Below are 25,620 nucleotides of genomic sequence, written 5' to 3'. Positions count from 1 at the left end.
AAGGAAGAAAATATGTCTAACGTATATGGAATTGATATTGGTACAAGTAATTTTAAAATGTGCTGTAAAGAAAAAGATACAATATTAAATGAGAAGAACATTATAGCCATTGCTAATAAGAAAGACCTTTTAGCATTTGGTGATGAAGCATATGAAATGTATGAGAAGGCACCAGAGAATATTGATGTTTCGTTCCCGGTTAAGTTTGGTGTGATTGCAGATATTGAGAATATGCAGACTTTACTTCTTAATTTCTTTAATAAGGTTAATGGAGATAAGAAGAATACAGGCAATAATGATTTCTATATTGCAGTTCCTACTGATGTTACTGAAGTAGAAAAGAGAGCATTTTATGAACTTGTTGCTGATTCAAAGGTTAAAGCCAAGAATATATATATCGTTGATAAGCCAGTTGCAGATGCAATCGGTGCAGGTCTTGATGTAACTAAGTCAAGAGGTATTATGATGGTTAATATCGGTGCAGAGACAACAGAAATCTCTGTATTATCATTAGGTGGTATTGTAATAAGCAAGTCAATCAAGATTGGTGGTAATAAGCTTGATGACTGCATTATCAATAATGTTAAAAAGGTATACAATCTTGTAATAGGAAGCAAGACAGCAGAAAGCTTAAAGAAAGAACTTGGAAGTGCGGTAAAGGTTGAAGAAACATTTGCACTCGGCTTTGGACGTAATGTACTTTCAGGACTTCCTGTAAGCGTAGATGTATCATCAGATGTTGTCTATAATGCAATTGTTGATGCACTTCACTCAATTATGGATGCAATCAAAGTTATACTTGAGAGAACTCCACCAGAACTTGCAGCTGATATTATTAAGAATGGTGTATATGTATCAGGTGGTACATCACAGATTAACAATCTTGAACAGTTTATAAAGCAGGAGACTAATCTTAATGTTAATATCGTAGACCAGCCTTCTGAAAGTGTTGTAAGAGGTCTTATAGGAGTAGTAAATAACCCACAGTTTTCTAAGGTTGCATATACTCCACAAGATAAAAATTATGATTAAGGACAGGTAATATGAGAAAAAAATTATCTTCATATATGACATCAAGATACATTCTTATTGCAGTGACGGTTGTATGTATAATATTTGTTTCAACAAGCTTCTTTACAGATAGTCTTGTAGCACCTTTAAGAAATGCTGTTTCTATGGTTGTTGTTCCGTTGCAGAAGGGAATGAATAATCTTGGACTTTGGACCTATGATAAAGTTACTACTTTACAGGAAATCTCAGTTGTATTAGACGAGAATAATGAGTTAAAGAACCAAATAGATAATCTGACAGAAGAGAACAACCAGTTAAGACAGGATTCCTATGAACTTACACGTCTTAGAGAGCTATATAAGCTTGACGAGAAGTATCCGGGCTATACTAAAGTAGGTGCAAGAGTTATCGGTGTTACAACAGATAACTGGTCTAAGGCATTTAAAGTAGATAAAGGCCTTGATGACGGAATTAAGAAAGATATGAATGTTATTGCAAGTGGTGGTCTTGTTGGAATAGTTGCTGAGGTAGGAAAGAATTATTCCATAGTCAAGACAATTATTGAAGATAATAATTCAGTAAGTGGAATGTTAATAGATACTAATGATACCTGTATAGTTGAGGGAGATATTGAGCTTTCTGACAGTGGTCTTGTACATCTTAACCATATTAAGGCAGATATAACAGTAAGAAATGGTGATAAGATAGTTACTTCCAATATCAGCGACAAATATCTTCAGGGAATTCTTATAGGATATGCAAAGGATGTAACAGCGGACTCTAATAATCTGACACAGTCAGGTTATCTTGTCCCAGCAGTTGATTTTAATAATCTTCAAGAGGTACTTATTATAACGGAAATGAAAAATCAGTGATTTAAAGCAGGAGTGTTATGAAAAGGAAAGTTGCAGAAATAATTTTAATATTATTATTTTATCTGATACAGGTTACATTTGGCAATGCTATCGGAATAGGTGGCATTACACCTAATCTGCTTATAATACTGCCGGTGCTGTTTGGCTTTTTTAAAGGCAGGAATGAAGGAATGTTAGTAGGCTTCTTATCAGGTGTTATGTATGATCTTTTCTTTTCTTCACTGTTTGGATTTTCAGCATTGGTTTTTGTATACATAGGATATTTTTCGGGAATATTTTATAAAGAATATGAGAAGGTTGAAGTCCTTATTCCATTGGCAATGATAATGGCATCTGATTTTGTTTTTGAATTTTTATCATATATAGGCAATTTCTTATTACACAACAGGCTGAATGTAGACTTCTTTTTAAGAAGATTTATTATGCCGGAGGTTGTGTATACATTAGTTGTAGCATTGGTATTGTATTATCCTTTGATGAAGTTCGATTCAATATTAGATATTCAATGGAAGAAAAGGAAAAAAGGTATATTAGATGAAGGAAGTATTTGAGTATATATTAAGTCTTTTCAAATCAAGAATTTTTCCACTTATATTGGTATTTGCCATATTGGTAGGCGTGCTTATTAACAGGCTGTTTGGATTGCAGATAATCAATGGAGAGTCTTATGTAAAAGATTTATCAAGTTCTATACAGAAAGATATGAGCGTTGCGGCGACAAGAGGAAGAATATTCGACAAGAATGGTGTGCTTCTTGCTTATAATGACCTTGCATATGCCGTAAGAATAAGTGACAGCGGTAAATATAACAATAACGCAGAGAAGAATGAAAAGCTTAATGCTTCAATAGATAAGACACTTGATATTATTGAGGCAAAGGGAGATACATATTCTAATGATTTTCCTATTGTATATGAAGACGGACAGTATGTATTCAATATAAAGGATAATGAACTTTTAAGATTTTTAAGGGATATATATGGCAAACGTTCAATAAGTGAGCTTAGTGATGAAGAAAGAAATGTAACAGCACAGGAGCTTTTCAGACAGTTATGTGAAAAGTATGAGGTTGTTGTTGCGTCTGATAGTTCAAAAAATCAGGCAACGGTTCTTTCATCAACAGTTAGTTTCCTTAAATCACAGGGGTATATGGTAGAAGCAGCAGGTTTTTCTGTTGACCATGCACTTATGATTGTTAATTTAAGAAGATATATGTCTGCTAATTCATATAACAGATACATTTCTTTTACAATTGCCAATGAGGTATCAGATGAAACTGTTGCGGCAATACTTGAGAGTTCAGATGATCTGACAGGTGTTACAGTAGAAGAACAATATATAAGAAGATATGTGGACAGTGTATACTGCTCACAGATATTAGGATACACAGGTACAGTATCTACAAGCGAGTTAGAAACACTTGGAGATAAGTACGACAGTAACGATACTGTAGGTAAGAGTGGCATTGAGAAGAGTATGGAATCAGTGCTTTCAGGTACTAAGGGTGAACGACAGGTTTATGTAGATACAGTAGGACGAATTACAGAGGTACTTGGTGAGACAGACCCAGAGACTGGCAATGATGTGTACCTTACAATCGATATTAATCTTCAGAAAAATCTATATAATGCAATTGAGGACAGACTTGTACAGATACTTCTTACTTATATGACAAGTGGTGATACCAAGTATTCATATACTTCTAACGGAAGTGTAGATACTGTATACATTCTTGCTAAAGAAGTATATTTTGCACTTATTGATAACAATATTGTGTCAATAAAGCATATCGCTGAACAGAGTACAGACACGGAGGCACAGGTTTATTCAGCTTTTCTTTCAAAACAGGACAGTACAATGGACTGGATACGAAGTGAGTTAGCTGACGGTGATACACCTTATGGAAAGCTCAGCGAAGAACAGCAGCTTTATATATGGTATGTGTATACAAGCCTTAAAGACAGAGGGGTATTTAATACATCTAATGTCGATACAACAGATGATGTATATAAGGACTGGACACAGGCAGATGGAACAAGTCTTAAAGAACTTCTGACACACGGAATAGCTAAGAATTGGATTAATCTTAATGTTTTCTCTACTGAACAGTACACAAGTTTACAAGAATCATATGATGCACTTCTTGATTATATTGATGGATATTTAAGGGAAGATACTTCATTTTATAAGAAAATGTATAAATATATGATTAATTCTGGTTCTATATCAGGAAGACAGGTATGTATGCTTTTGTATGAACAGGGAGTGCTTGATATGAATTCTGAGAATTCAAGATATTCAGCATTAGCAGCAGGAAGCCTTGGAGCATATGATTTTATGACATATGCGATATCTAATAAAATAATAACTCCTGCCCAGCTTGCATTAGAACCTTGTTCAGCATCTGCTGTTGTAACAAATCCTAAGAATGGTGATATCATAGCAATGGTATCTTATCCAAGCTATGATAATAACAAGCTGTCAGGAAGCGTTGATGCCAAGTATTTCAACAGTCTTATTAATGATAAGGCAAGTCCTATGTTAAACAGGGCAACACAGTCATTTACTGCACCAGGTTCAACATACAAGCCATGCACAACTATAGCAGGTATGGATACAGGTATAATATCATCTGGAACTACATTTTATTGTTCTGGTTCATTTGATAAAGTAACACCATCACCAAAATGCTGGAGATTATCAGGACATGGTGGCGAAGTGGCTGCAACAGCAATAAGAGATTCCTGTAATGTATTCTTCTATAATGTAGGTTATAATCTTGCGTGCAGTAAGAATGGCAATTATAACAGTACTTACGGAACAACTATATTACAGAAATACTCAGACCTTTTGGGTTTATCGACTAAAGCAGGTGTTGAAATTGAGGAAAGTGAGCCAATGGCTTCTAATACTAACTCAGTTGCTTCAGCTATCGGTCAGGGTAACCACAAATACAGTACATTAAACCTTGCAAGATATGTAACAACTATAGCTACATCAGGAACCTGCTATAATCTTACACTAGTAGATAAGATTACAGATTCTGATGGTAATCTTATTGAAGATAATCACGCTGATGTTGATCATCAGGTTGAACTAAGCAGTAATATATGGAGTACAGTACACGAGGGTATGATGCTCGCAGGTAATTCATATTCAACAATAGCCAAGCTTGGTTTAAAGATTGCAGCTAAGTCAGGTACTGCACAGGAAAATACTAACGAACCAGACCATTCATTACTTGTAACATATTCTCCATACGATGATCCGCAGATATGTGTATCAGTATGTATCCAGCACGGATACTCATCAACAACATCTATGGATTTGACAGCAGATGTGTATAAGATATATTATGGAATGGAATAGTTATAAATAATATTAAATAAGGGGTGAAGATAGTTGGATAACTCAGTAGTAATCAAGGGAAGTAAGAATGGAATTACTGTTAAACTCGATGATAATCTTGGATTTGACGAGCTCAAAGACAGAATAAGAACCAAATTTGCGGCGTCAGCCAAATTCTTTGAAAAAGCCAATCTTGCATTATCACTTGAAGGAAGAAATCTTACTGACAACGAGGAGCAGGAAATTCTTGATATTATATCTGAGGAGTCGGATATTAACATTGTGTGTCTGATGGAACACAACAAGGATAAAGATGAAGTGTACGCAAGAGCAATCGCCAAGGTTGCCGGAGATGGCATATTGCCAGATGTACCATATGATAATACAAATGAAGAGGTTATGCACAGCCGTGTATTTTCCAGTGCCAGCATAGATGATGTATCGACAGATAATACACTTACACAGCCATTATGCCAGTTCTATAAAGGAACATTAAGATCAGGACAAGTTCTTGAAACAGAGAGTAGTGTAGTAATACTTGGAGATGTTAATCCGGGTGGCAAGGTTATAGCGTGTGGCAATGTTATCGTATTAGGAAGCTTAAGAGGCAATATATATGCAGGTGCCAATGGCAATGAGAATGCATTTGTTGTTGCTCTTGATATGGATCCTATGCAGATTAAGATTGCAGATGTTATAGCCAGAAGTTCAGATGCTCCTGTTGTTATAAAGAAGAGATTAAAGAGTAAGGTCAAAGGCGTACAGCCTAAGATAGCATATGTATTTGAAGGCAATATATATGTTGAAGATTTTGCACAGGATGTACTTGAAGATATTCATTTATAAATTTGAATGTGTAAACAGGTTTATTTTAGAATAAATGTTCATAAATTCAAAAAAAGTCTTGATTTAATGAGCAAAATTACGCATAATTATTTTATTGTGTATTTATTTACTTAGTATATTAATTTTGGAGGAAATAAAATGAGTGAAGTTATTGTTGTTACGTCAGGAAAAGGCGGCGTAGGTAAGACTACAACTACAGCTAATATAGGTACTGGTCTTGCTAAGCTTGGAAAAAAGGTTGTTATGATTGATACAGATACAGGCCTTAGAAACCTTGATGTAGTACTTGGACTTGAGAATAGAATTGTATACAATCTTGTAGATGTTGTAGAGGGTAACTGTCGTTTAAAGCAGGCTATGATTACAGATAAGAGATGTCCTTATCTGTATCTTCTTCCAACAGCACAGACAAGGGATAAGTCAGCTATTTCACCTGAACAGATGATTAAGCTTGTAGATGAGATTAAAGCAGATCCAGAGAACTTTGATTACATATTACTTGATTGCCCAGCCGGTATTGAGCAGGGCTTCCAGAATGCCATAGTTGCAGCTGACAGAGCTTTAGTTGTAACTACTCCAGAAGTCTCAGCTATCCGTGATGCTGACAGAATTGTAGGTTTATTAGATGCTAATGGCTTAAAAGACCGCGAGGATTTAATTGTCAACAGAATAAGAATGGATATGGTCAACAGAGGTGAGATGATGTCAATCGCAGATGTCAACGACATTTTACAGCTCAATGTAATAGGTGCTGTTCCAGATGATGAGAATATTGTAGTTGCTACTAACAAGGGGCAGCCTTTAGTAGGTGACAGCAGTATGGCTGGACAGGCATATATGAATATATGTCATAGAATTCTCGGTGAAGATGTACCTTTCCTTGATCTTAATGGCAAGGGTGGATTCTTTAAGAAGTTATCATCACTCTTTAAGGGTGATAAAAAGAACTAAGACCATTTCAGGCCTTAAGTATATGAGCCATATATGGCAGAATGGAAGAAGATATGAGTTTACTTGATTTATTTAAGAAGAAGGGTTCTGGTGATGTAGCAAAAGACAGACTTAAGCTTTTGCTCGTATCTGACAGGGCTAATTGCTCTCCTGAAGTTATGGAAATGATAAAGAATGACATAATTAAAGTTATTTCAAAATACATGGTAATAGATGCAGAAGGACTTGATATCCAGATAACATCTACAGAATCAGAAGGTGATAATGGTTCTGTACCTGCAATCTATGCTAATATTCCAATTAAGGATATGAGAAATAGTGACAAATAATCACGTGTAATCAAATAAGGATTATTGTGGTGGAGAATTTATGTTTAAAAAATATAAACTAAGATCGTATAATTTCAGGCTTATTGCTTTGATAACAATTACCTGTATATATGCGTTAATGGTTGTAAACAGTGCTAATTCAAGTTATACCATAAAGCAGGGTGCTGGTATGGCTGCAGCATATTTAATGATGATTTTTATATCATTTGTTGATTACAAATTTATAACTAAATATTACTGGCTTTGGTATGCAATAGGCAATATACTGCTTGTTCTTGTACTTCTTATAGGTAAATCAAGCCACGGTGCGAAAAGATGGCTTGGCATAGGTACATCTTTTCAGATACAGCCTTCAGAGTTTATGAAGCTTATTATAGCCATATTCTTAGCTAAGGTAATATCTATGTATAAGGACAGGCTTAATACGTGGAAGTTTCTTGTCATAATTGCACTTGTACTTTTAGTTCCTATACTGCTTATAGTTAAAGAACCAGATTTATCTACCACTGTTATGGTTGTTCTTATAGTAGTTACTATTATATTCTGTGCAGGGATAAGTTATAAGATAATTGGTATGGTGCTGCTTGTTGTAGTTCCACTTATAGCAGCATTTCTTGTATACATTATTGCTACACCGGATCCTATATTTATGGAACAATATCAGAGAAATCGTATTGTCGATTTCATATACGGAAGTGATTCTACTGATGGAACGGTAAGTGCTGGTGTATATCAGCAGAATTATGCGGTTCAGGCAATAGGTTCAGGACAGTTATCAGGTAAAGGCCTTAATAATGAAGATCCATCTTCACTTAAGAATGCCGGATATATAGCAGAAGCGCAGAATGACTTTATATTTGCGGTTATAGGTGAAGAACTTGGATTTGTAGGCTGCTTAATTACAATTTTTTTGTTGTTTACTATCGTAATAGAGTGTATAATTACAGCAGTAAGGGCTAAGGACTTAGAAGGGCGGCTGATATGCTGCGGTGTAGCGGCGTATATAGCATTCCAGACGTTTATTAATATAGGCGTTGTTACAAAGCTTCTGCCTAATACAGGTTTGCCACTTCCATTTTTTAGTTGTGGCGTAACATCACTTGTTAATTTATTTGCGGCAATGGGAATTGTGTTGAATATCAATCTGCAAAGAAATGTCGACAGAGATGATGAGATATTTGCAGATGATTTCCGTGGATAATAGATAAGTATTAAAGATATTGGCTGTAACAAGCCATAGCATTAAAATGCAATCTTGATAAAATAACAGCATAAGATAGGGGGTTCTTATGAACATTGGTTTAATAGCACATAATTCAAAGAAGAAATTAATGCAGAATTTCTGTATTGCATACAAAGGAATTCTAAACAAGAATCAGTTATTTGCGACGGGTACAACAGGAAGACTTGTAGAAGAAGTTACTAATCTTTCTATACACAAGTTCCTTGCAGGACATCTTGGTGGTGACCAGCAGCTTTGTGCCCAGATTGAGCATAATCAGCTTGATCTTGTCATTTTCCTAAGAGATGTGGAATCACCAAATCTTCATGAACCAGATTCTAATAATATATGTATGCTGTGTGATATGTATAATATTCCATTAGCAACTAATCTTGCCACAGCAGAATTATTGATTAAGTCGCTGGAAAGAGGCGATATGGAATGGAGAGAAATATATCAATAATCAGTGAGAATTATTAAAATATAAGCTGCCGTTTGAACAAGAACGGTAGCTTTTGATGTATTATTAATGATTAAGGGAGGAGTTATGCCAGGTAATAAAGTAGTCAGGTATAAAAGAAGACCACGGGCTGTGGCATTTATATTTGCCCTTGTACTTATTTATATAATATGTTTTTTTGTGTTGTATACAACCAAAGCAAAGGTTCAGACATATGAAGTTAACGTAGGTTCATTAACGAATAATGCTGTATTTACAGCGTTAGCAGTAAGAGAGGAAAGTGTATACAATTCGCCTTATTCTGGCAATGTCAATTATTACCAGCGGGAAGGGACGAGAGTTAAGAAGGGCGATACCATTTATACTGTCGATGAAACCGGCAGGGTATCAGAGATACTTTCTTCATATAACAAATTAGGTGAGAATTCACTTTCAGAGAAGAATTTATCAGATATTAAGACGACACTCAATAATTATAAGACTGATTATGATGGAAGTGATTTTACATATGTATATGACCTGAAATCAGACCTTAATGTGACTGTATTACAGTCTATTAATGAAAATGTTGTTGCTAACCTTGATTCTATTGTAGAGAATACAGGAAGCCAGAACCTTTTCCAGACAGTAACAGCTGAAAGCAATGGTATTGTTGTATATGCGGTTGACGGATACGAACAGATTAATGACAACAATGTAACAACTAATGATTTCAATAAAGATAACTATAATAAGAATAATTTAAAAGGTGAATCACTTATTGTATCAGGTAATCCTGCTTATAAGATAGTTACAAGTGAAGACTGGTATATGCTTATCAGGTTATCTAAAGATGATATTGATGAGTATGGACTGGCTTCTAAGAAAAGCCTTAATATTAAGATTAAGAAAGATAATATGACAGTAAAATGTGGTTTTTCTATTATAGAGAAAAGCGATGGCTATTATGGAAAGTTATCACTAGACAGCTATATGATAAGATATGCACAGGAAAGATTTCTTGATATTGAGCTTGTTACAACTGGTAAGAGTGGTATGAAGATACCTGTGTCAGCAGTTACAGAAAATGAATTCTACGAAATTCCAAGGTCTTACCTTACAAAAGGTGGTAACAGCAGTAATCAGGGATTTATATGTGAGAAATATGATAATGGTAATCTTATAACTACATTTGTTGAAGCAGATATATACAAGCTTACTGATGATTATGTGTATGTAAGCAAGTCAGACTGGGAATCAGGAATTGCGGTTGTAATGCCAGACTCTGCATCAAGGTATGTTATCGGGGCAACGAAGAAGTTAAAAGGTGTATATTGTGTTAATACCGGATATACAATATTCTGTCCGGTTGAGATTATTGATGAGAATAATGAATATTATATTGTCAAGCAAAATCTTACACACGGAATATCAGTGTATGACCGAATTATATTAGACGCATTGAAATACCAGCCAAATGAAATGATATATTAATCAGAATGGAGAATTGCTATGTTGGATAATCATAATGAAATGCTAAAATCTAATTATGAAGCTGTTAAGAAGAATATTAAAGCAGCTTGCGAGAGGAGCGGACGTGATAAGAGTGAAGTGTGCCTTATTGCAGTAAGCAAGACTAAGCCACAGGAAGATATAATGCAGATATATGAATGTGGTGAACACCAGTTTGGAGAGAATTATGTTCAGGAAATGGTAGATAAAGTTGATGCTCTTCCTAAAGATATAGTATGGCATATGATAGGACATTTACAGCGTAATAAAGTTAAATATGTTGTTGGCAGGGCTTCTATGATTCATTCGGTTGATTCATTAAGATTAGCAGAGGCTGTTAATCAGGAGGCTGTTAAAAAAGGGATTATAGCTGACATTTTAATTGAAGTAAATGTTGCAGGCGAACTTAATAAATTTGGTTTTAAACCAGAAGAAGTTGAAGCGTTTGTTAGAGCAATTAGTGGATTTAGTGGAATTAGAGTCCGTGGATTGATGACAAGTGCTCCATATGTAGAAAATCCCGAAGATAATAGGTGTTATTTCAGACAATTAAAGCAATTATGTGTTGACATTAATGCTAAAAACATTGATAATATCAATATGGATGTGCTTTCAATGGGTATGACTAATGATTATGTTATAGCTGTTGAAGAAGGTGCTACTCATATAAGAGTTGGTACTGCTATATTCGGACATAGAGATTATGGTAATGCGTAAGATAAAGACATATGTGTGTTGATACAGAAGGATAAGATTTTTAGTTACTATAATTAATGTAATATTATAATATATTAGGGAGAGATGTTATGAGTTTTGTTGATGGATTTTTGAATCTTTTCAAGGTTCAGGATGATGAATTTGATGATGATTACGATTACGATGAAGAATTTGATGATGACGAAGATGATGATAAGCCTTCAGCAAGAAAGAAGCTTTTTTCAGGTTCTAAGAAGTCAGATGATGAAGATACATCAACTTCATTTACAATGAGCGACAAGCCTAAGAACTCAAGAGGAAAGGTTGTTCCAATTAAGCAGACAGCGAGAGGTCTTGAAGTAGTTGTTATCAGACCAGAGTCTATGGAAGATGCAAGTGAGATAACAGATACGCTTTTAAGTGGTAAGGCTGTTGTACTTAATCTTGAAGGAATTCACGTTGAGATTGCACAGAGAATAATTGATTATTCGGCAGGCTCGTGTTATTCGATAAGAGGTAATTTACAGAAGATTACCAATTACATATTCCTTGTTACACCTCCTAATGTGGATATTTCAGGCGATATTCCTGAGATAGTAGCTGGTGGTATTGATCTTACATCATTTAAGAATGATACAAAGTTCTAGATAATTTATATTACTGCCACTCTTTGGTTTGCAAGGAGTGGCAGTTTAGTTATTACTAAGATTGGATTGGAGAATATTATGTCTAAGTGTATTAATGTTAAATACGAAGGAAAGCCTTTATATAATATTGTTATTGAACAGAGCTTTGATAAGTTAGCAGAAGAATTTGATAAGTTAGGAGTTACAGGAAGAAAACTCTGTATTGTGTCTGACAGCAATGTTGCACCTTTATATGCGAAGCATATAGAAGAACAGTTATTAAAGACTGGCAATAAGGTATTTACATTTGTATTTGAAGCTGGCGAGGCTAACAAGAATCTTGATACAGTTGAAGATGTATATGAGTTTCTTATTAAGAACCATTTTGATAGAAAAGATATGCTTGTAGCACTTGGTGGTGGTGTTGTTGGAGATTTAACTGGATTTACAGCAGCTACATATCTTAGAGGAATAAGCTTTATACAGGTTCCCACATCTCTTCTTGCACAGGTTGATTCAAGTATTGGTGGAAAGACAGGTGTTGATTTCAGAGCATACAAGAATATGGTAGGAGCATTTTACCAGCCTAAGCTTGTATATATGAATATATCAGTGCTTAAGAGCCTCTCAGACAGATTATTCAATTCTGGTTTTGGTGAAATAATCAAGCACGGCCTTATTAAAGATGCCGCATATTATGAATGGTTAAGAGATAATATCAGTAATATTAAGAGCAGAAATTCAGATGCCTTAGAGCAGATGATATATGTAAGCTGCAATATAAAGAGAGAAGTTGTAGAAAAAGATCCTAAAGAAAAAGGCGACAGGGCACTTCTTAATTATGGACATACATTAGGACACGCAATAGAAAAGCTTATGGATTTCAAACTCTATCACGGCGAATGTGTTACACTTGGAATGATTGCCGCATTAAGAATATCAGTCAACAGAGGCGATATTGATGAGAAGGCATATAATGATGCAATAGATATGTTCAAGTTATATGATTTCCCTCTTAATGTAACAGGAATTACAGCAGAAGATGTTGTCAAAGTGTCAAAGAGCGATAAAAAAATGGATGCAGGCAAGATTAAATTTATTCTTTTAAAAGAAATCGGTAATGCTTATATTGACTATGATGTAACAGATGAGGAGATGCTTGCAGCATTAAAAGATGTTATTTTATGTAATAGGTAATTTCAATAAAACACCATATTACATAAAAATACTATGTGACGATGATACACACTTGCACGAAGCTCTGGTTTAACGCTAACGACCGTGCTTGGCGTGTGAATGTGCAAAGCACATTCTGTTTTATAAAGAGAACATAATAATTGGAGAATAGAATATATGTCAGATACAGATATTATCAACACAGCACAACAGGATTTTAACTGCATTAGTAAGAAAAGACGAATATTAAGCCTTGTCTTATATATTGTTATAACAGCAGTGCTTACGCAGATAGACCAGATAACTAAGTATATAGCTGAACAAAGGTTGTACAATAAGCCGGATTTTGTAATTATTAAAGATGTTCTTCATCTTACATATCTTAGAAATAACGGAAGTGCATTTGGAATGTTTAGCGGGAAAATTAATGCCTTTCTGGTGCTTACAGTAATTATGATATGTTTAATTACATACGTAGTTCTTAAGACACCATTAATCAGGAAATATATACCTGTATACATAAGCTGTATTTTACTTGCTGCTGGAGCTATAGGAAACTTTATAGACAGGGTGAGATTGGGATATGTGCGTGATTTTATATATTTCAAAATAATTAATTTTCCAGTATTTAATATAGCAGATTGTTATGTTACAGTGTCAGTTATTATATTTATAATACTTATTCTTTTTGTATATAAGAATGAAGATGATTTTGCGTTCTTATCTTTAAAGAAATAAGCAGGGCAATATATTAATTATATGAATCTTGGATTATTATTAGAATTGAGGAATAGAATGCAGAATACTATGGTTGACGAAATAATAAATACGGATAAAGAAAATTTGCTGGAAGATACTACATTTATTGTAGATATTGATGATAAGAATACACGAATTGACAAGTATCTTTCTGATGAACTGGCAGATGTATCGCGTTCAAGAATACAGAAGCTGCTTGATGAGGGGATGATTACTGTCAATAATAACAAAGTCAAATCCAATTATAAGGTTGCGGCTGATGATATTATAAATGTACATATTCCTGAGCTTGTAGTTCCTGAAATTGTTCCTGAGGATATTCCGCTTGATATAGTGTATGAAGATGACGACATAATAGTTATTAATAAGCCAAAAGGTATGGTTGTACATCCAGCTGCAGGGCACTATAGTGGAACGCTTGTTAATGCCCTGATGTATCATTGCCGTGATAATCTATCGGGAATTAATGGTGTATTAAGACCGGGAATAGTTCACAGAATTGATATGAATACAACAGGTGTTATCGTTGCCTGCAAGAATGATTATGCACATAATTTTATTGCACAGCAGTTAAGTGTTCATTCTATTACAAGAAAATATTATGCCATAGTACATAATCAATTTAATAACACTGAGGGTGTTGTAGATGCTCCGATTGGCCGCAATCCATCAGACAGAAAGAAGATGGCAGTTGATAAAAAGAATGGTAAAAGGGCAGTAACGCATTATAGGGTATTAGAACAATTTGGCAAATTCAGTTACATTGAATGTCAGTTAGAAACCGGACGGACACATCAGATAAGAGTTCATATGGCAAGCATAGGACATCCGTTACTTGGAGATGATGTATATGGAAGCGGCAAATCTCCATTTAATCTGTGTGGACAGACCCTGCACGCAGGTGTTCTTGGCTTTATACATCCGACAACCAAAGAGTATGTGGAATATAGTGCAGATTTGCCAGAATATTTTCAAAAGGTTATTAGCCGGTTAAGGAACAGTTAAGTCATATTATACAGAAGCAGATAACAGTATATAATTATTTATATAGTAAATATCAAGTATTGTCTGGGCACTTCAATATGACAGATATCAGGATTTATAGCAGGTAGTAGGATTATGAGAAGGAAAGAGTTTATTGATACTATATTAAATGGTATTTCGGATACATTTGATATATATCATAATTATTGGTTTAACAATAGAAAATTTGTCATATACGCATATAATTACAAGAACAGGGATAAGTTCTCGACAACTGATTCTGCAAAATTATGGGATATGAAATGTTTTGAGCATTTATTCTTTATTAACAGTGATTCACTTGATGAAGAACAGTTAAAGGATCTTGTTAAGTTCACGATTGAGCAGATAGAACCGCATTTTGTCCGTAATGATAACAAACTTCCTTGTAAAAATCATATGTATTCGTATATTTCATTTATAATTATTACAAGAAATAAGCCTGATGATAATGTAAAGCTTATGATAGAGAAGACTAACATTGTAAAGAAATATATGTTTGGAGCAAGAGGGTACAGTAATATCCGCCTGGTCTGTGTTACCCCAAGCCAGTTCAGCGTTATTTCCAACCGATATGGCAAAGAAATATCCGATTATCTTAAGAAGATGATGTCCAGCGGTTATTAATAAATATCAAAAATATTGTGTAAAATGAATGAATTTTGCATAAAATAGCTGGATTTTATATACAATTTAATGTATAATACAACTAAATCAAAGAGCTGTTTGAAATATTTAGGTAACCGGGAGGTAATGTATTATGGATGAAAGAACAGTAATTACAATAGGTCGTGAATTTGGTAGTGGCGGACACGAGATAGGAATGAAGCTTGCTGAGAAGTTAGGAATTAAATGTTATGATAAGGAACTTCTTCAGGTTGCTGCAAAGGAAAGTGGATTGTGTGAGGAGTTATTTGCCTCTCAGGATGAAAAGCCTACTAACAGTTTCCTTTATTCTTTGGTTATGGATACATATTCACTTGGTTATTCTAATTCATATGTTGATATGCCAATTAATCACAAAGTATTCTTGGCACAGTTTGATGCAATAAAGAAGCTTGCAGCTAAAGAGTCTTGTGTGATTGTTGGACGTTGTGCAGACTATGCACTTGAAGATGATCCATTTGCAGTAAGTGTATGGATTAAAGCAAGTCTTGATGAAAGAATTAAGAGAATTAAGAAGTTATATGAACTAAATGATTCTAAGGCTGCTGATCTTATACAGAAGACAGATAAGAAGAGAGCAAGCTACTACAATTATTATTCAAGTAAGAAGTGGGGCGAAGCTAAGAGCTATGATTTATGTATAGATAGTGGTCTTGTAGGAATTGATGGAGCTATTGAGCTTATATTAAAGTTCATAGAACTTAAAGAGAAAAATCAGAATAATGGTTAATTGATATGGAAATTCGTGGTTATAAGCGCATAAAGAAGAAAGATATTAAAAGATGGTTCAAAGGCAGTAATTTAATAGTATATGTTTTAATTTTACTGTTGCTTTTATTGATATTGTTGTTTGCATTTAAGACGATAGTCAGTATGCATAATGATAATGTATCATCAGATAGTGATGAGTCTGCAGATACAACAGAGGAAGATACCGGTTCAACAACAGAGGAGTCTGCATATATAGCAAAGAACCAGTCGTATAAGATTAGAATTAATGTCAGCAGGAACATTGCTATTATATACAGTATAAATTCTAATAATGGGTTCGATAATGTTGTGAAGGCTTTTTATGTATCTGTTAACAGTAATATTAATACTGGTGACACATTTATATCAGAGAAGGCTGAGTGGCGTAAGCTTGATATTACTGGATATGGTCATTATAGTACAAGACTTAATAATTCAGAATATATATGTTCATCTGCATATTTTACCAAGACAGTTGGTAATATGAATATAGATGAATATAATAAAATGGGAACAAGTGCTTCAAGCGGTTCAATCTATATGACACCTGCCGATGCCAAATGGATATATAATAACTGCGGTGTTAATACACGGGTGCAGATAGAGAATGATTTCGATATCCCTTCTTCAGTTAATATAACAGAATTTAAAAAATATAACTATGTTGATAAACTCGAAGAATAAATATGAGTATCATATAATTTGTCTTAATATAAAGATGAATTATATGATACTTTTTTTGTGACAATTTTTGACTAAAGGTCATAATTTGTGATATACTTTATAAGTTATTATAAAAATTACATAAATTAACAAAAATTAACAAAGGGAGAAAATTATGTCACAGATTATTATTATGGCAACGATAATTATATATCTTGCCGCAGTTGTGTACATTGGTGTTCTATGTTCAAAGAAGAACAACGCTGTTGATGATTTTTATCTTGGTGGACGAAAGTTAGGACCATTTGTTACAGCTATGAGTGCAGAAGCGTCTGATATGAGTAGCTGGCTTTTAATGGGACTGCCAGGACTTGCTTATCTTACAGGTGTTGCGGATGCAGCATGGACAGCTATAGGTCTTGCAATAGGAACATATGTGAACTGGCTGATTGTAGCTAAAAGAATACGTAAATATACACAAGCATATGATTCATTTACAATTCCTGATTTCTTTTCAAAGAGATTTGGAGATGATAAGAGAATATTAACATTAATAGCTGCTATAGTTATTGTAGTATTCTTTATTCCATATACAGCTTCAGGATTTGCCGCCTGTGGTAAGCTGTTTTCAAGTCTTTTTGGATTTAATTATTTAACAGCAATGATAATAAGTGCAATTGTCATTGTTGCATATTGTACATTAGGTGGCTTCCTTGCCGCTAGTATGACAGATTTAATTCAAAGTATAGTTATGACAATAGCACTAGTTGTAGTTGTTGTATATGGTGTTAATGTTGCAGGTGGCTTTGATATGGTTATGGAAAATTCCAAAGCACTTCCAGGATATCTTGGATTATTTGATACATATTCAGCAGCGACTAATTCAGCAGAGCCTTACAGCCTGCTTAAAATTGCATCTATGTTAGCGTGGGGACTTGGATACTTTGGTATGCCACATGTATTATTGAGATTTATGGCTATAGAGGACGAAGAAAAGCTTAAATTATCAAGAAGAGTTGCTTCTATATGGGTAGTTATTTCTTTATCTGTAGCTGTATTTATTGGTATTGTTGGTCTTAGTATGACTAAGGCAGGTGCTATTGAAACACTTACAGGAAGTAACTCTGAGACGATAATTGTAAAAATAGCACATTTATTATCTACACACGGAGTTGCCACAGCCATAATTGCTGGTGTTATATTAGCAGGAATTCTTGCAGCGACAATGTCTACAGCAGATTCACAGTTACTAGCAGCAGCTTCAAGTATTTCACAGAATATACTTACAGATGTGTTCCATATTAAAATATCTAAAAAGGCATCTATGAATGTAGCTAGAATTACAGTTGTAATTATATCTGTAATTTCAATTATTCTTGCATCAAATCCGGACAGTTCTGTATTTGAAATTGTATCATTTGCATGGGCTGGATTTGGAGCTACATTTGGACCTGTTGTATTATGTGCATTATTCTGGAAAAAAGCTAATAAATATGGAATTACTGCTGGAATGATATCTGGTGGAATTATGATATTCGTATGGAAATATGGAATATCTAAGCTTGGAGGAATATTCTCAATATATGAATTGCTTCCAGCATTCATTGTTGCATTACTTGTTATACTTATTGTAAGTTATGCAACAGGCGGTCCATCAAAGGAAGTTATTGAAAAGTTTGAAGAAGTTAAAAATAAGTAATTAGATATAATAAATACAATATAACGCCGATAAACTGAGATTTATCGGCGTTATATGTTTAACTTATACTGCTCTTTTTATAGATTTTTATAGATAATAAAAGCTATTGTTAATTACTGTAGGCATTATACATTATACAACAATAAATATAACAATAGCTTTGAATTATTTATTGATTATTTAGCAACAAGCCTTCCCTGATATAGCTTTTTCTGGAGCATATTAATATGGAATTCTTTCTGGTATTTCTTTATCTTGTTAGTTTCATTCTCGGTTATAATAGATAAAGCCAGTCCCTGATTGCCGTTACGTCCACATCGTCCAACACGGTGTATGTATTCTTTTGATTCCTCAGGCAGATTTACATTAATAACAACATCAATATCATCAATCTGAAGTCCTCTTGCAGCTATATCTGTGGCCAGTAATAACTGGAGCTTTCCTGAGCGGAATTTATCAAGTGTATTACGCTTGGTTGTTGCATCTGCATTGCTTGAAAGGTAACCCACATTATAATTATGATATAAGAGCTTTTGGAGTGATTCTTCAAGGTCATATTTGGTGTTAATAAAGATTATTGCCTTGGAAGGTTTAACCGCCTTAATAAGCTTTCTAAGAGTTTCTATGCGTTCACGTCTGTCTGTTATAACATAGTTATGCTTTATTGTTGAAGGAATTACACTTTCAGAAGCTTTGATAGAATTAATATCAATGTCTATAGGTTTAAATGTAAGGCTGTTAGCTTCTTTGCGTGTCTTCTTATCTATGCTTGCAGAAAAAAGAAGAACTTGAGTATACTTCATAAGTGACTTTCTTATCGAATGAACGTGTTCAATATAAGTCTTTCCAAGAAGCTTGTCAGCTTCATCTAATACGAGTGACTTTACTTCGTGTACCTTAATCTTCTTCATATTGATAAGCTGACATATTCTTGCAGGTGTTCCAATAAGAATTGAAGGCTTAGACTTAAGATTATCAATCTGTCTGTTAATATTACCCTCTCCAGTTACAAACATAGATGTATATGGACAACCCTCATATGAGAATAACTGTTCAGCCTGATGGTTTACCTGGGAAGCAAGTTCACCATTAGGAACAAGGATTATAGCCTGAATATTCTTTGAATGAGTAGGCTTATGTCCATTATAGGTGTTCTTATTATTCACAGTGCTTCCAGCGTTGTTATTCTTAGAGCTAATATCAGCATTGTTATACTTGAAACTATTATTATTGCCTGTTATATGTGAAATTATAGGGCAAAGATAAGCTAAAGTCTTACCTGTTCCAGTTCCTGAGCATACAATTACATCTTTATTGTTAGATATATGCTTATAAGTCTTAGCCTGTACATCTGTCATATCTGTTATGCCGGACTGAGAAAGTATTGAAACAACATTAGTATCAATATTATCTATATCTTTAAATAACATATTTATATATCTCCATTCTGTATAGTATTATAATATATTATTCTATCAGATTAGATGTTAAAAGTCTAATTGTGTTCAGATGAATAATAATATAATAACAGATGATTACCAGTAATTATAGTATCAGATGTCATATTATTAAGCTGCATAATATTATTAATGTATGTATTACGGTCTTCCAGTCCATTATTATAATCAGCTTCTAATGACCATAATGTATCATCAGAAGTTACTTCTACACTTGTATAATACTTCTTTAAATATGGTCTGGTATCTGTCTCAGAGGCTTTAACCATAATAGAGCCAAGTGTTATTACAGCCAGAATAATTACTGGAATTATAAGCTTTAATAAAATATTATTACATATGCAATATCTATTATCAGAATTATTATGCCCTAAGCTGTTATGTTTAATATTGAATATGTTATCACTATTACGCTTATCAATATTGTATTGTCTATTATTAACACTTTCACTATAGTTATTACATTCATTATTATATATATTGATTAAATCTGTCTGGCTATGTACTGCTATTGAATTGTTCATAATATTACCTCCAACTGATGCATTTAAAACATATGTTCTTTATATTGGCAATTATAAATTGCGAACAGTTGTTTGTCAATATTAATCGAACATAAATTCAGAAAAAATGTTCTGAAAATACGTTTGCGTTATAGACAGATGTATGTTATTATATTGTATATAGTTATATGATTTGGAGGTAAATATATGGCATATGGCAGAATAACACAGAAACAGTCTGAGATACTTGAATATATAAAGTCACAGATATTGAATAAAGGATATCCACCATCAGTTAGAGATATATGTGCTGCTGTTAATTTAAAGTCAACATCATCAGTACACGCACATCTTGAATCTCTTGAGAAGAATGGTTACATAAGAAGAGATCCAACAAAGTCAAGAACAATAGAGATTATAGATGATAATTTTAATCTTGCCCGCAGAGAGGTAGTTAATGTACCTATTCTTGGTCGTGTAGCTGCCGGAGAGCCTTTGCTGGCAGTTGATAATATAACTGGCTACTTCCCTATTCCAGCGGAATTTATGCCTAATGAAGAGTGTTTTATGCTTACTGTTCAAGGTGAAAGTATGATTAATACAGGAATTTACAATGGCGACCACGTTATTGTTAAGAAGTGTAATACTGCTGAGAATTCAGATATTGTTGTAGCACTTATAGATGATTCTGCAACAGTAAAGAGATTTTACAAAGAAGACGGACATATAAGACTTCAGCCAGAGAATGATTTTATGGATCCTATTATAGTCGATGATTGTTCAATAGTCGGTAAGGTTATAGGTCTGATAAGATGGCAGGTTGATTAATTATCTGCACATAATATAGTACATAATACACACTGTATATAGTATCATAATTATAATGTATATAATATCATCAAGCGTAATACACCTGATGATATTATATATACTATAAAAGCTGTAAATTTATGAATGGTTATAGATAAATAATACCGATAATCATAAATTTACAGCTTTTATTATTGCTTTTTATTTTTAGAGCGTATCTACATCAACTTCTTTGCCATCTCGCCATAATCTTTCAAGATTATAGAATGAACGGCTTTCTTCATCAAATATGTGAAGTACAACATCATTATAGTCAAGGAGAATCCAAGAAGCATTGTTGTAACCCTCTACCTTAGGGTCATCAAAGCCAGCCTTGTACATCTGCTCTTCAACATTGTCAACCATAGCCTGCACCTGATTGGAATTGCTTCCGTTGGCAATTATGAAATAATCTGCAAGGATAGATATTTCACTTATATCTATTACTTTTACATCATATCCCTTTTTTTCCTTTAATGCTTCTACAGCTACTTTTGCCATCTGTTTTGAAGTATCTTTTATCATAATATTTAGTCCTTTCTGTTATCATTTTCTATTATTATTAAGGTTTATTTGCATTTATAAAATTTATAGGTATCCAGAGTAATGCTGTCAATCGGATTGCCTTTTTTGTTAAGATAATTAATTGTATCATCTAATATCTGTAAAACAGCTTTGTCAATATCAGTAAATGCAAGATATCTGATTGTATCAAGATTAGCCGCTTTGTTGCGATATGGTTCAATATAGTCAGCTACAAATACGATTTTCTCAAGCATAGTCATATCAGGATGTCCGGTCGTGTGCCATTTGATAGCACCAAGTATGTCTTCATCTTTAATACCATATTTTACATCTGCATAAAATGCACCAAGCTTTGAATGTAAAAGATAAGGGCTTTCGTATTCTGACTTAGTTATTTCTATATTATTCTGTTCACATTCGGTTATTTTTTGTTCGTCTGGAACACATTTTGCACAGTCGTGTAACAGGCCGCTTATATACGCTTTCTGCATATCTACACCATATCTTGATGCAAGACAGGCAGATGTATCTGCAACACCAATAGTGTGTCTGAAACGCATTTTATCACTCTTTAAAGCACGTTTAACATCTTTTCTAAGGCTTTCAATATATGAATTATCCATACCATTTATCTCCATTCTAGTACACTAATAAAGAAGTAAAATAATTAAATGGTTTACTATGCATTGATATATAAATATATATATATTTATATTTATAAATTACCATTTTGCGGCAAAAATCTTTTTGATATTAGTATCTTTTATTTTTAAGCCGTAAAAAATTTTTTATTATACAATCCATTGTCGGCTATATATCCAGCAACAGCATTTCCAACAAACGGCGAAATATTGTGACCTGCCGCCGCTTCATCACGGATAAATGTTGAGCTGAATGGGTAATCATCGCAAGATATTAAGTCTATATGTGCATTATACTTATCTATAAGCCAGTCACGTCTTTTTATAAGCTCATCGAGTGGGTGTTCGTCCCTGTTAGCGGCAAGTATATGACAGTTGGCACATATATAATCAGGCTTATACCATGTATTAAGTGTAAATAATGAGTCTGCACCGATTATAAAGTATATCTTATCATAATCGTCTTTCAGCAGTTTTAATGTATCGGCTGTATAAGTTCTGCCACCACGTTCTATCTCTAATGTTGATAATTCCATATAGTCATAATCTTTAATAGCAAGGCTGACCATATTACAGCGATGTGTGGCAGAAACTATATTGCTGTTGTCCTTATAAGCCGGCGAATATGATGGCATAACAAGAATATGTGGTATATTGAATTGTTCGTGTGCCGCTTTGGCAATCGCAATGTGTCCATTGTGGACAGGATTAAATGTACCGCCCATTATTCCAACTATGCCGGACATATAGCCTCCTTAAAAACTCATTATGTTAATTCTGTAATATGATTTATTTAATTTGATATTACTTCTTCTTATTATCCTTAGGAAGTTCAATTTTCTTGTTATCCTTAGACTCTTTATATAATACAATCTTCTTTCCGATAACCTGAACAACCTGTGAGTGTGTTCTCTCAGCTACAATCTGTGCGATTTCCTTAGGATCATCAGCACAGTTCTGAAGAACATTAATCTTTATTAACTCCCTTGCTTCCAATGCCTCGGCTATAGCCTTGGTATTTTCTGGTGTAAGACTATTCTTTCCAAACTGGAATATTGGATCCATAGTCATAGCAAGTCCCTTTAAATATGCACGCTGTTTGCTTGTCATAGTTAATTCCTTTCTTTTATGTGTTTCATTGCATAGTCAGTGATAAGATTATGCAATGAAATATTTATAGTGTCATACATTATTTCTATTAAGTAAGCTCTATAATAATAAAATCTATTAAGCTCTATAATAATCAAATTCAAGATAATCGCCAACCCGTACTGTATCGCCCTCTTCAATTCCAAGTTCTTCAAGTCGGTCGATAGCACCAGAACTCTTCATAAACTTCTGGAAGAAGTTAAAGCCTTTTTCTGACTCAAGGTTAGTGTAACCAAGCATTTTATCAATACGTTCACCTTCAACGATGAATACGCCATTCTCGTCAATATATACATTGTAATTATCATCTGAGTTATCAAGAAGTTCGTCAACATCGAATTCCTTCTCAAATATAACTACATCATCAGGGAAGTTATCAAGAAGCTCTCTTACTGCGTATAAAAGTTCTTTAACGCCCTGTCCGGTTACGGCTGATATTGGGTATACCTTAATGCCTTCCGGCTCAAATGCGGCCTTTATAAGCTCTACAGGGTTAGTTCCTGAGCCGTCATCATATATGGCATCAATCTTATTGGCAGCTATTACCTGAGGCCTTTTAAGAAGATCAGGATTGTAAGCCTCTAATTCTGCATTGATAGCTTTAATATCAGCTATAGGATCTCGTCCCTCAGTAGAAGCTGCATCTACAATATGGATAATAACCTTAGTTCTCTCAATGTGTCTTAAGAACTGGTGTCCAAGACCAACGCCATCAGAAGCACCCTCTATAAGACCTGGAATATCAGCTATTACAAAGCCCTTACCACCATCTATATCAACAACACCAAGATTAGGGTTAAGTGTTGTGAAATGATAGTTAGCTATCTTTGGACGTGCATTAGTTACTCTTGATAAAAATGTAGATTTACCCACGTTAGGGAAACCAACAAGACCTACATCAGCAATACATTTTAATTCAAGTCTTACCCAGAGCTCTTTAGCTTCCTGTCCCGGCTGTGCATACTGTGGAGCCTGCATTGTAGCTGTGGCATAGTTCATATTACCCTTTCCGCCGCGTCCACCTTTAAGGATAGTTTCTTTCATATTATCGCCTGACATATCAGCAATTACCTTGCCTGATTCGTCATCATATATTACAGTACCTTCAGGAACTTTGATTATAAGGTCTTCTCCGTTCTTTCCAGTACATCTTTTCTTTCCGCCTTCTTCACCGCTCTGTGCGATATACTTGCTATTATGTCTGAAATCACCAAGTGTATTAAGTCCTTTATCTACCTGAAATATGATGTCACCACCGTGTCCACCATTACCGCCATCTGGTCCACCAGCAGGTACATAAAGCTCACGTCTGAAACTTACGTGTCCGTCCCCACCCTTACCAGATTTAATAAATATTCTTACTTTATCTGAAAACATATTAATCTCCATTCTAACGCTGCTAAAAGCCGCTTGTTATATTACATAAATATATAAATAAGCCAATCTGAAATATCATATCTGAAATATCGTATAGCAATATTTGTATTATATATTAAAAGAAATATTGCCTGTTTATAGGTTAAAACAATAATTAGATATTAATTAGTTAATTAATTATCCCCTCTAATTCACAAAAAGCCCCAAATCCGAAGATTTGGAGCTTATAAAAACTAATTAGTTCTCTGAGGCAACAGGATAAACAGAAACCTGCTTCTTATCTCTGCCCTTTCTTTCAAACTTAACAGTTCCATCAACAAGTGCGAATAATGTATCATCGCCACCACGACCAACATTAACACCTGGATGAATCTTTGTTCCACGCTGTCTGTAAAGAATATTACCAGCTAAAACGAACTGTCCATCAGCTCTCTTTGCACCTAATCTCTTAGATTCTGAATCTCTACCATTCTTTGTAGAACCAACACCCTTTTTATGAGCGAAAAACTGAAGGTTCAAATTCAACAT

The 25,620-nt window shown here is 34.1% G+C and carries 28 protein-coding genes; 20 read left to right on the top strand and 8 right to left on the bottom strand.

The features are described from left to right. Nucleotides 1-12 precede the first annotated feature (12 nt). From BM157_RS04070 to BM157_RS03980, 19 genes are all read left to right on the top strand, one after another. Nucleotides 13-1,032 carry a rod shape-determining protein gene (locus tag BM157_RS04070; RefSeq protein ID WP_055174709.1) on the top strand — a complete coding sequence of 340 codons (1,020 nt, stop codon included), beginning with the start codon at nt 13-15 and terminating at the stop codon, nt 1,030-1,032. Nucleotides 1,033-1,043: 11 nt separating this feature from the next. Continuing rightward, on the top strand, nt 1,044-1,886 hold the full coding sequence (gene mreC / locus BM157_RS04065) for a rod shape-determining protein MreC (protein ID WP_022501785.1): 843 nt from the start codon (nt 1,044-1,046) through the stop codon (nt 1,884-1,886). Nucleotides 1,887-1,903: 17 nt separating this feature from the next. Beyond that, nucleotides 1,904-2,437, top strand: a complete 534-nt coding sequence (gene mreD / locus BM157_RS04060; protein ID WP_022501784.1) for a rod shape-determining protein MreD — start codon at nt 1,904-1,906, stop codon at nt 2,435-2,437. Beyond that, entirely contained in the window at nt 2,421-5,255 is a 2,835-nt protein-coding gene (locus BM157_RS04055; protein WP_022501783.1) for a penicillin-binding transpeptidase domain-containing protein, read from the top strand. The genes mreD and BM157_RS04055 overlap by 17 nt, the downstream gene beginning before the upstream one ends. Before the next feature lie 33 nt (nt 5,256-5,288). Further along, nucleotides 5,289-6,080 (top strand): septum site-determining protein MinC, encoded by a 792-nt coding sequence (minC, locus tag BM157_RS04050; protein ID WP_022501782.1) that lies wholly within the window; start codon nt 5,289-5,291, stop codon nt 6,078-6,080. Nucleotides 6,081-6,218: 138 nt separating this feature from the next. Next, complete coding sequence (minD, locus tag BM157_RS04045; protein ID WP_022501781.1) at nt 6,219-7,031, top strand: septum site-determining protein MinD; 813 nt, start codon at nt 6,219-6,221, stop codon at nt 7,029-7,031. Nucleotides 7,032-7,084: 53 nt separating this feature from the next. Next, a complete protein-coding gene (minE, locus tag BM157_RS04040) occupies nt 7,085-7,360 on the top strand; it encodes a cell division topological specificity factor MinE (protein ID WP_022501780.1) in 276 nt (91 codons plus the stop codon). Between the two features lie 40 nt (nt 7,361-7,400). After that, nucleotides 7,401-8,561: an FtsW/RodA/SpoVE family cell cycle protein gene (locus BM157_RS04035; protein WP_055306595.1), complete on the top strand. Its 1,161-nt coding sequence runs from the start codon at nt 7,401-7,403 to the stop codon at nt 8,559-8,561. Nucleotides 8,562-8,649: 88 nt separating this feature from the next. After that, nucleotides 8,650-9,045 carry a methylglyoxal synthase gene (locus tag BM157_RS04030; RefSeq protein WP_022501778.1) on the top strand — a complete coding sequence of 132 codons (396 nt, stop codon included), beginning with the start codon at nt 8,650-8,652 and terminating at the stop codon, nt 9,043-9,045. Nucleotides 9,046-9,129: 84 nt separating this feature from the next. Then, on the top strand, nt 9,130-10,515 hold the full coding sequence (locus BM157_RS04025) for an HlyD family efflux transporter periplasmic adaptor subunit (protein WP_022501777.1): 1,386 nt from the start codon (nt 9,130-9,132) through the stop codon (nt 10,513-10,515). Between the two features lie 39 nt (nt 10,516-10,554). Further along, nucleotides 10,555-11,250: a YggS family pyridoxal phosphate-dependent enzyme gene (locus BM157_RS04020; RefSeq protein ID WP_090140047.1), complete on the top strand. Its 696-nt coding sequence runs from the start codon at nt 10,555-10,557 to the stop codon at nt 11,248-11,250. A gap of 89 nt (nt 11,251-11,339) precedes the next feature. Further along, nucleotides 11,340-11,876: a cell division protein SepF gene (locus BM157_RS04015; RefSeq protein ID WP_022501775.1), complete on the top strand. Its 537-nt coding sequence runs from the start codon at nt 11,340-11,342 to the stop codon at nt 11,874-11,876. A 78-nt stretch (nt 11,877-11,954) separates the two neighbouring features. Continuing rightward, nucleotides 11,955-13,052: a 3-dehydroquinate synthase gene (gene aroB, locus BM157_RS04010; RefSeq protein WP_090140011.1), complete on the top strand. Its 1,098-nt coding sequence runs from the start codon at nt 11,955-11,957 to the stop codon at nt 13,050-13,052. A 156-nt stretch (nt 13,053-13,208) separates the two neighbouring features. Then, nucleotides 13,209-13,769 (top strand): signal peptidase II, encoded by a 561-nt coding sequence (lspA, locus tag BM157_RS04005; protein WP_318255802.1) that lies wholly within the window; start codon nt 13,209-13,211, stop codon nt 13,767-13,769. A gap of 69 nt (nt 13,770-13,838) precedes the next feature. Further along, on the top strand, nt 13,839-14,795 hold the full coding sequence (locus BM157_RS04000) for an RluA family pseudouridine synthase (protein ID WP_082421583.1): 957 nt from the start codon (nt 13,839-13,841) through the stop codon (nt 14,793-14,795). A gap of 114 nt (nt 14,796-14,909) precedes the next feature. Then, entirely contained in the window at nt 14,910-15,440 is a 531-nt protein-coding gene (locus BM157_RS03995) for a hypothetical protein (RefSeq protein ID WP_022501771.1), read from the top strand. A 133-nt stretch (nt 15,441-15,573) separates the two neighbouring features. Further along, entirely contained in the window at nt 15,574-16,209 is a 636-nt protein-coding gene (locus BM157_RS03990; RefSeq protein WP_022501770.1) for a cytidylate kinase-like family protein, read from the top strand. 143 nt (nt 16,210-16,352) lie between these two features. Continuing rightward, nucleotides 16,353-16,913, top strand: a complete 561-nt coding sequence (locus BM157_RS03985) for a L,D-transpeptidase (protein ID WP_318255801.1) — start codon at nt 16,353-16,355, stop codon at nt 16,911-16,913. A 154-nt stretch (nt 16,914-17,067) separates the two neighbouring features. After that, on the top strand, nt 17,068-18,591 hold the full coding sequence (locus tag BM157_RS03980; protein WP_090140005.1) for a sodium/proline symporter: 1,524 nt from the start codon (nt 17,068-17,070) through the stop codon (nt 18,589-18,591). 176 nt (nt 18,592-18,767) lie between these two features. Here BM157_RS03980 and BM157_RS03975 read toward each other — a convergent pair whose 3' ends face one another. Together BM157_RS03975 and BM157_RS03970 are read right to left on the bottom strand one after the other, a co-directional pair. Further along, nucleotides 18,768-20,021, bottom strand: a complete 1,254-nt coding sequence (locus tag BM157_RS03975) for a DEAD/DEAH box helicase (RefSeq protein ID WP_090140004.1) — start codon at nt 20,019-20,021, stop codon at nt 18,768-18,770. 65 nt (nt 20,022-20,086) lie between these two features. After that, the gene (locus BM157_RS03970) at nt 20,087-20,572 is read right to left on the bottom strand and encodes a LysM peptidoglycan-binding domain-containing protein (RefSeq protein WP_055174730.1); all 486 of its coding nucleotides are present in this window, start codon (nt 20,570-20,572) and stop codon (nt 20,087-20,089) included. Nucleotides 20,573-20,758: 186 nt separating this feature from the next. Here BM157_RS03970 and lexA point away from each other — a divergent pair, with 186 nt between their 5' ends. After that, on the top strand, nt 20,759-21,379 hold the full coding sequence (lexA, locus tag BM157_RS03965) for a transcriptional repressor LexA (RefSeq protein ID WP_022501765.1): 621 nt from the start codon (nt 20,759-20,761) through the stop codon (nt 21,377-21,379). Between the two features lie 189 nt (nt 21,380-21,568). Here lexA and rsfS read toward each other — a convergent pair whose 3' ends face one another. The 6 genes from rsfS to rpmA form a co-directional block, all read right to left on the bottom strand. Next, a complete protein-coding gene (gene rsfS, locus BM157_RS03960) occupies nt 21,569-21,925 on the bottom strand; it encodes a ribosome silencing factor (protein WP_090140002.1) in 357 nt (118 codons plus the stop codon). Between the two features lie 44 nt (nt 21,926-21,969). Further along, the gene (gene yqeK, locus BM157_RS03955) at nt 21,970-22,548 is read right to left on the bottom strand and encodes a bis(5'-nucleosyl)-tetraphosphatase (symmetrical) YqeK (RefSeq protein ID WP_055174732.1); all 579 of its coding nucleotides are present in this window, start codon (nt 22,546-22,548) and stop codon (nt 21,970-21,972) included. Between the two features lie 146 nt (nt 22,549-22,694). Beyond that, nucleotides 22,695-23,312 (bottom strand): nicotinate (nicotinamide) nucleotide adenylyltransferase, encoded by a 618-nt coding sequence (gene nadD / locus BM157_RS03950; protein WP_090139999.1) that lies wholly within the window; start codon nt 23,310-23,312, stop codon nt 22,695-22,697. A gap of 58 nt (nt 23,313-23,370) precedes the next feature. Continuing rightward, the gene (yhbY, locus tag BM157_RS03945; protein WP_022207054.1) at nt 23,371-23,676 is read right to left on the bottom strand and encodes a ribosome assembly RNA-binding protein YhbY; all 306 of its coding nucleotides are present in this window, start codon (nt 23,674-23,676) and stop codon (nt 23,371-23,373) included. 117 nt (nt 23,677-23,793) lie between these two features. Next, on the bottom strand, nt 23,794-25,092 hold the full coding sequence (obgE, locus tag BM157_RS03940; RefSeq protein WP_090139998.1) for a GTPase ObgE: 1,299 nt from the start codon (nt 25,090-25,092) through the stop codon (nt 23,794-23,796). 237 nt (nt 25,093-25,329) lie between these two features. Next, nucleotides 25,330-25,620: a 50S ribosomal protein L27 gene (gene rpmA / locus BM157_RS03935; protein WP_022205379.1), complete on the bottom strand. Its 291-nt coding sequence runs from the start codon at nt 25,618-25,620 to the stop codon at nt 25,330-25,332.

The organism is [Lactobacillus] rogosae (assembly GCA_900112995.1).
Lineage (GTDB): Bacteria > Bacillota > Clostridia > Lachnospirales > Lachnospiraceae > Lachnospira > Lachnospira rogosae.
This window is presented reverse-complemented; position numbering and strand designations above follow the sequence as displayed.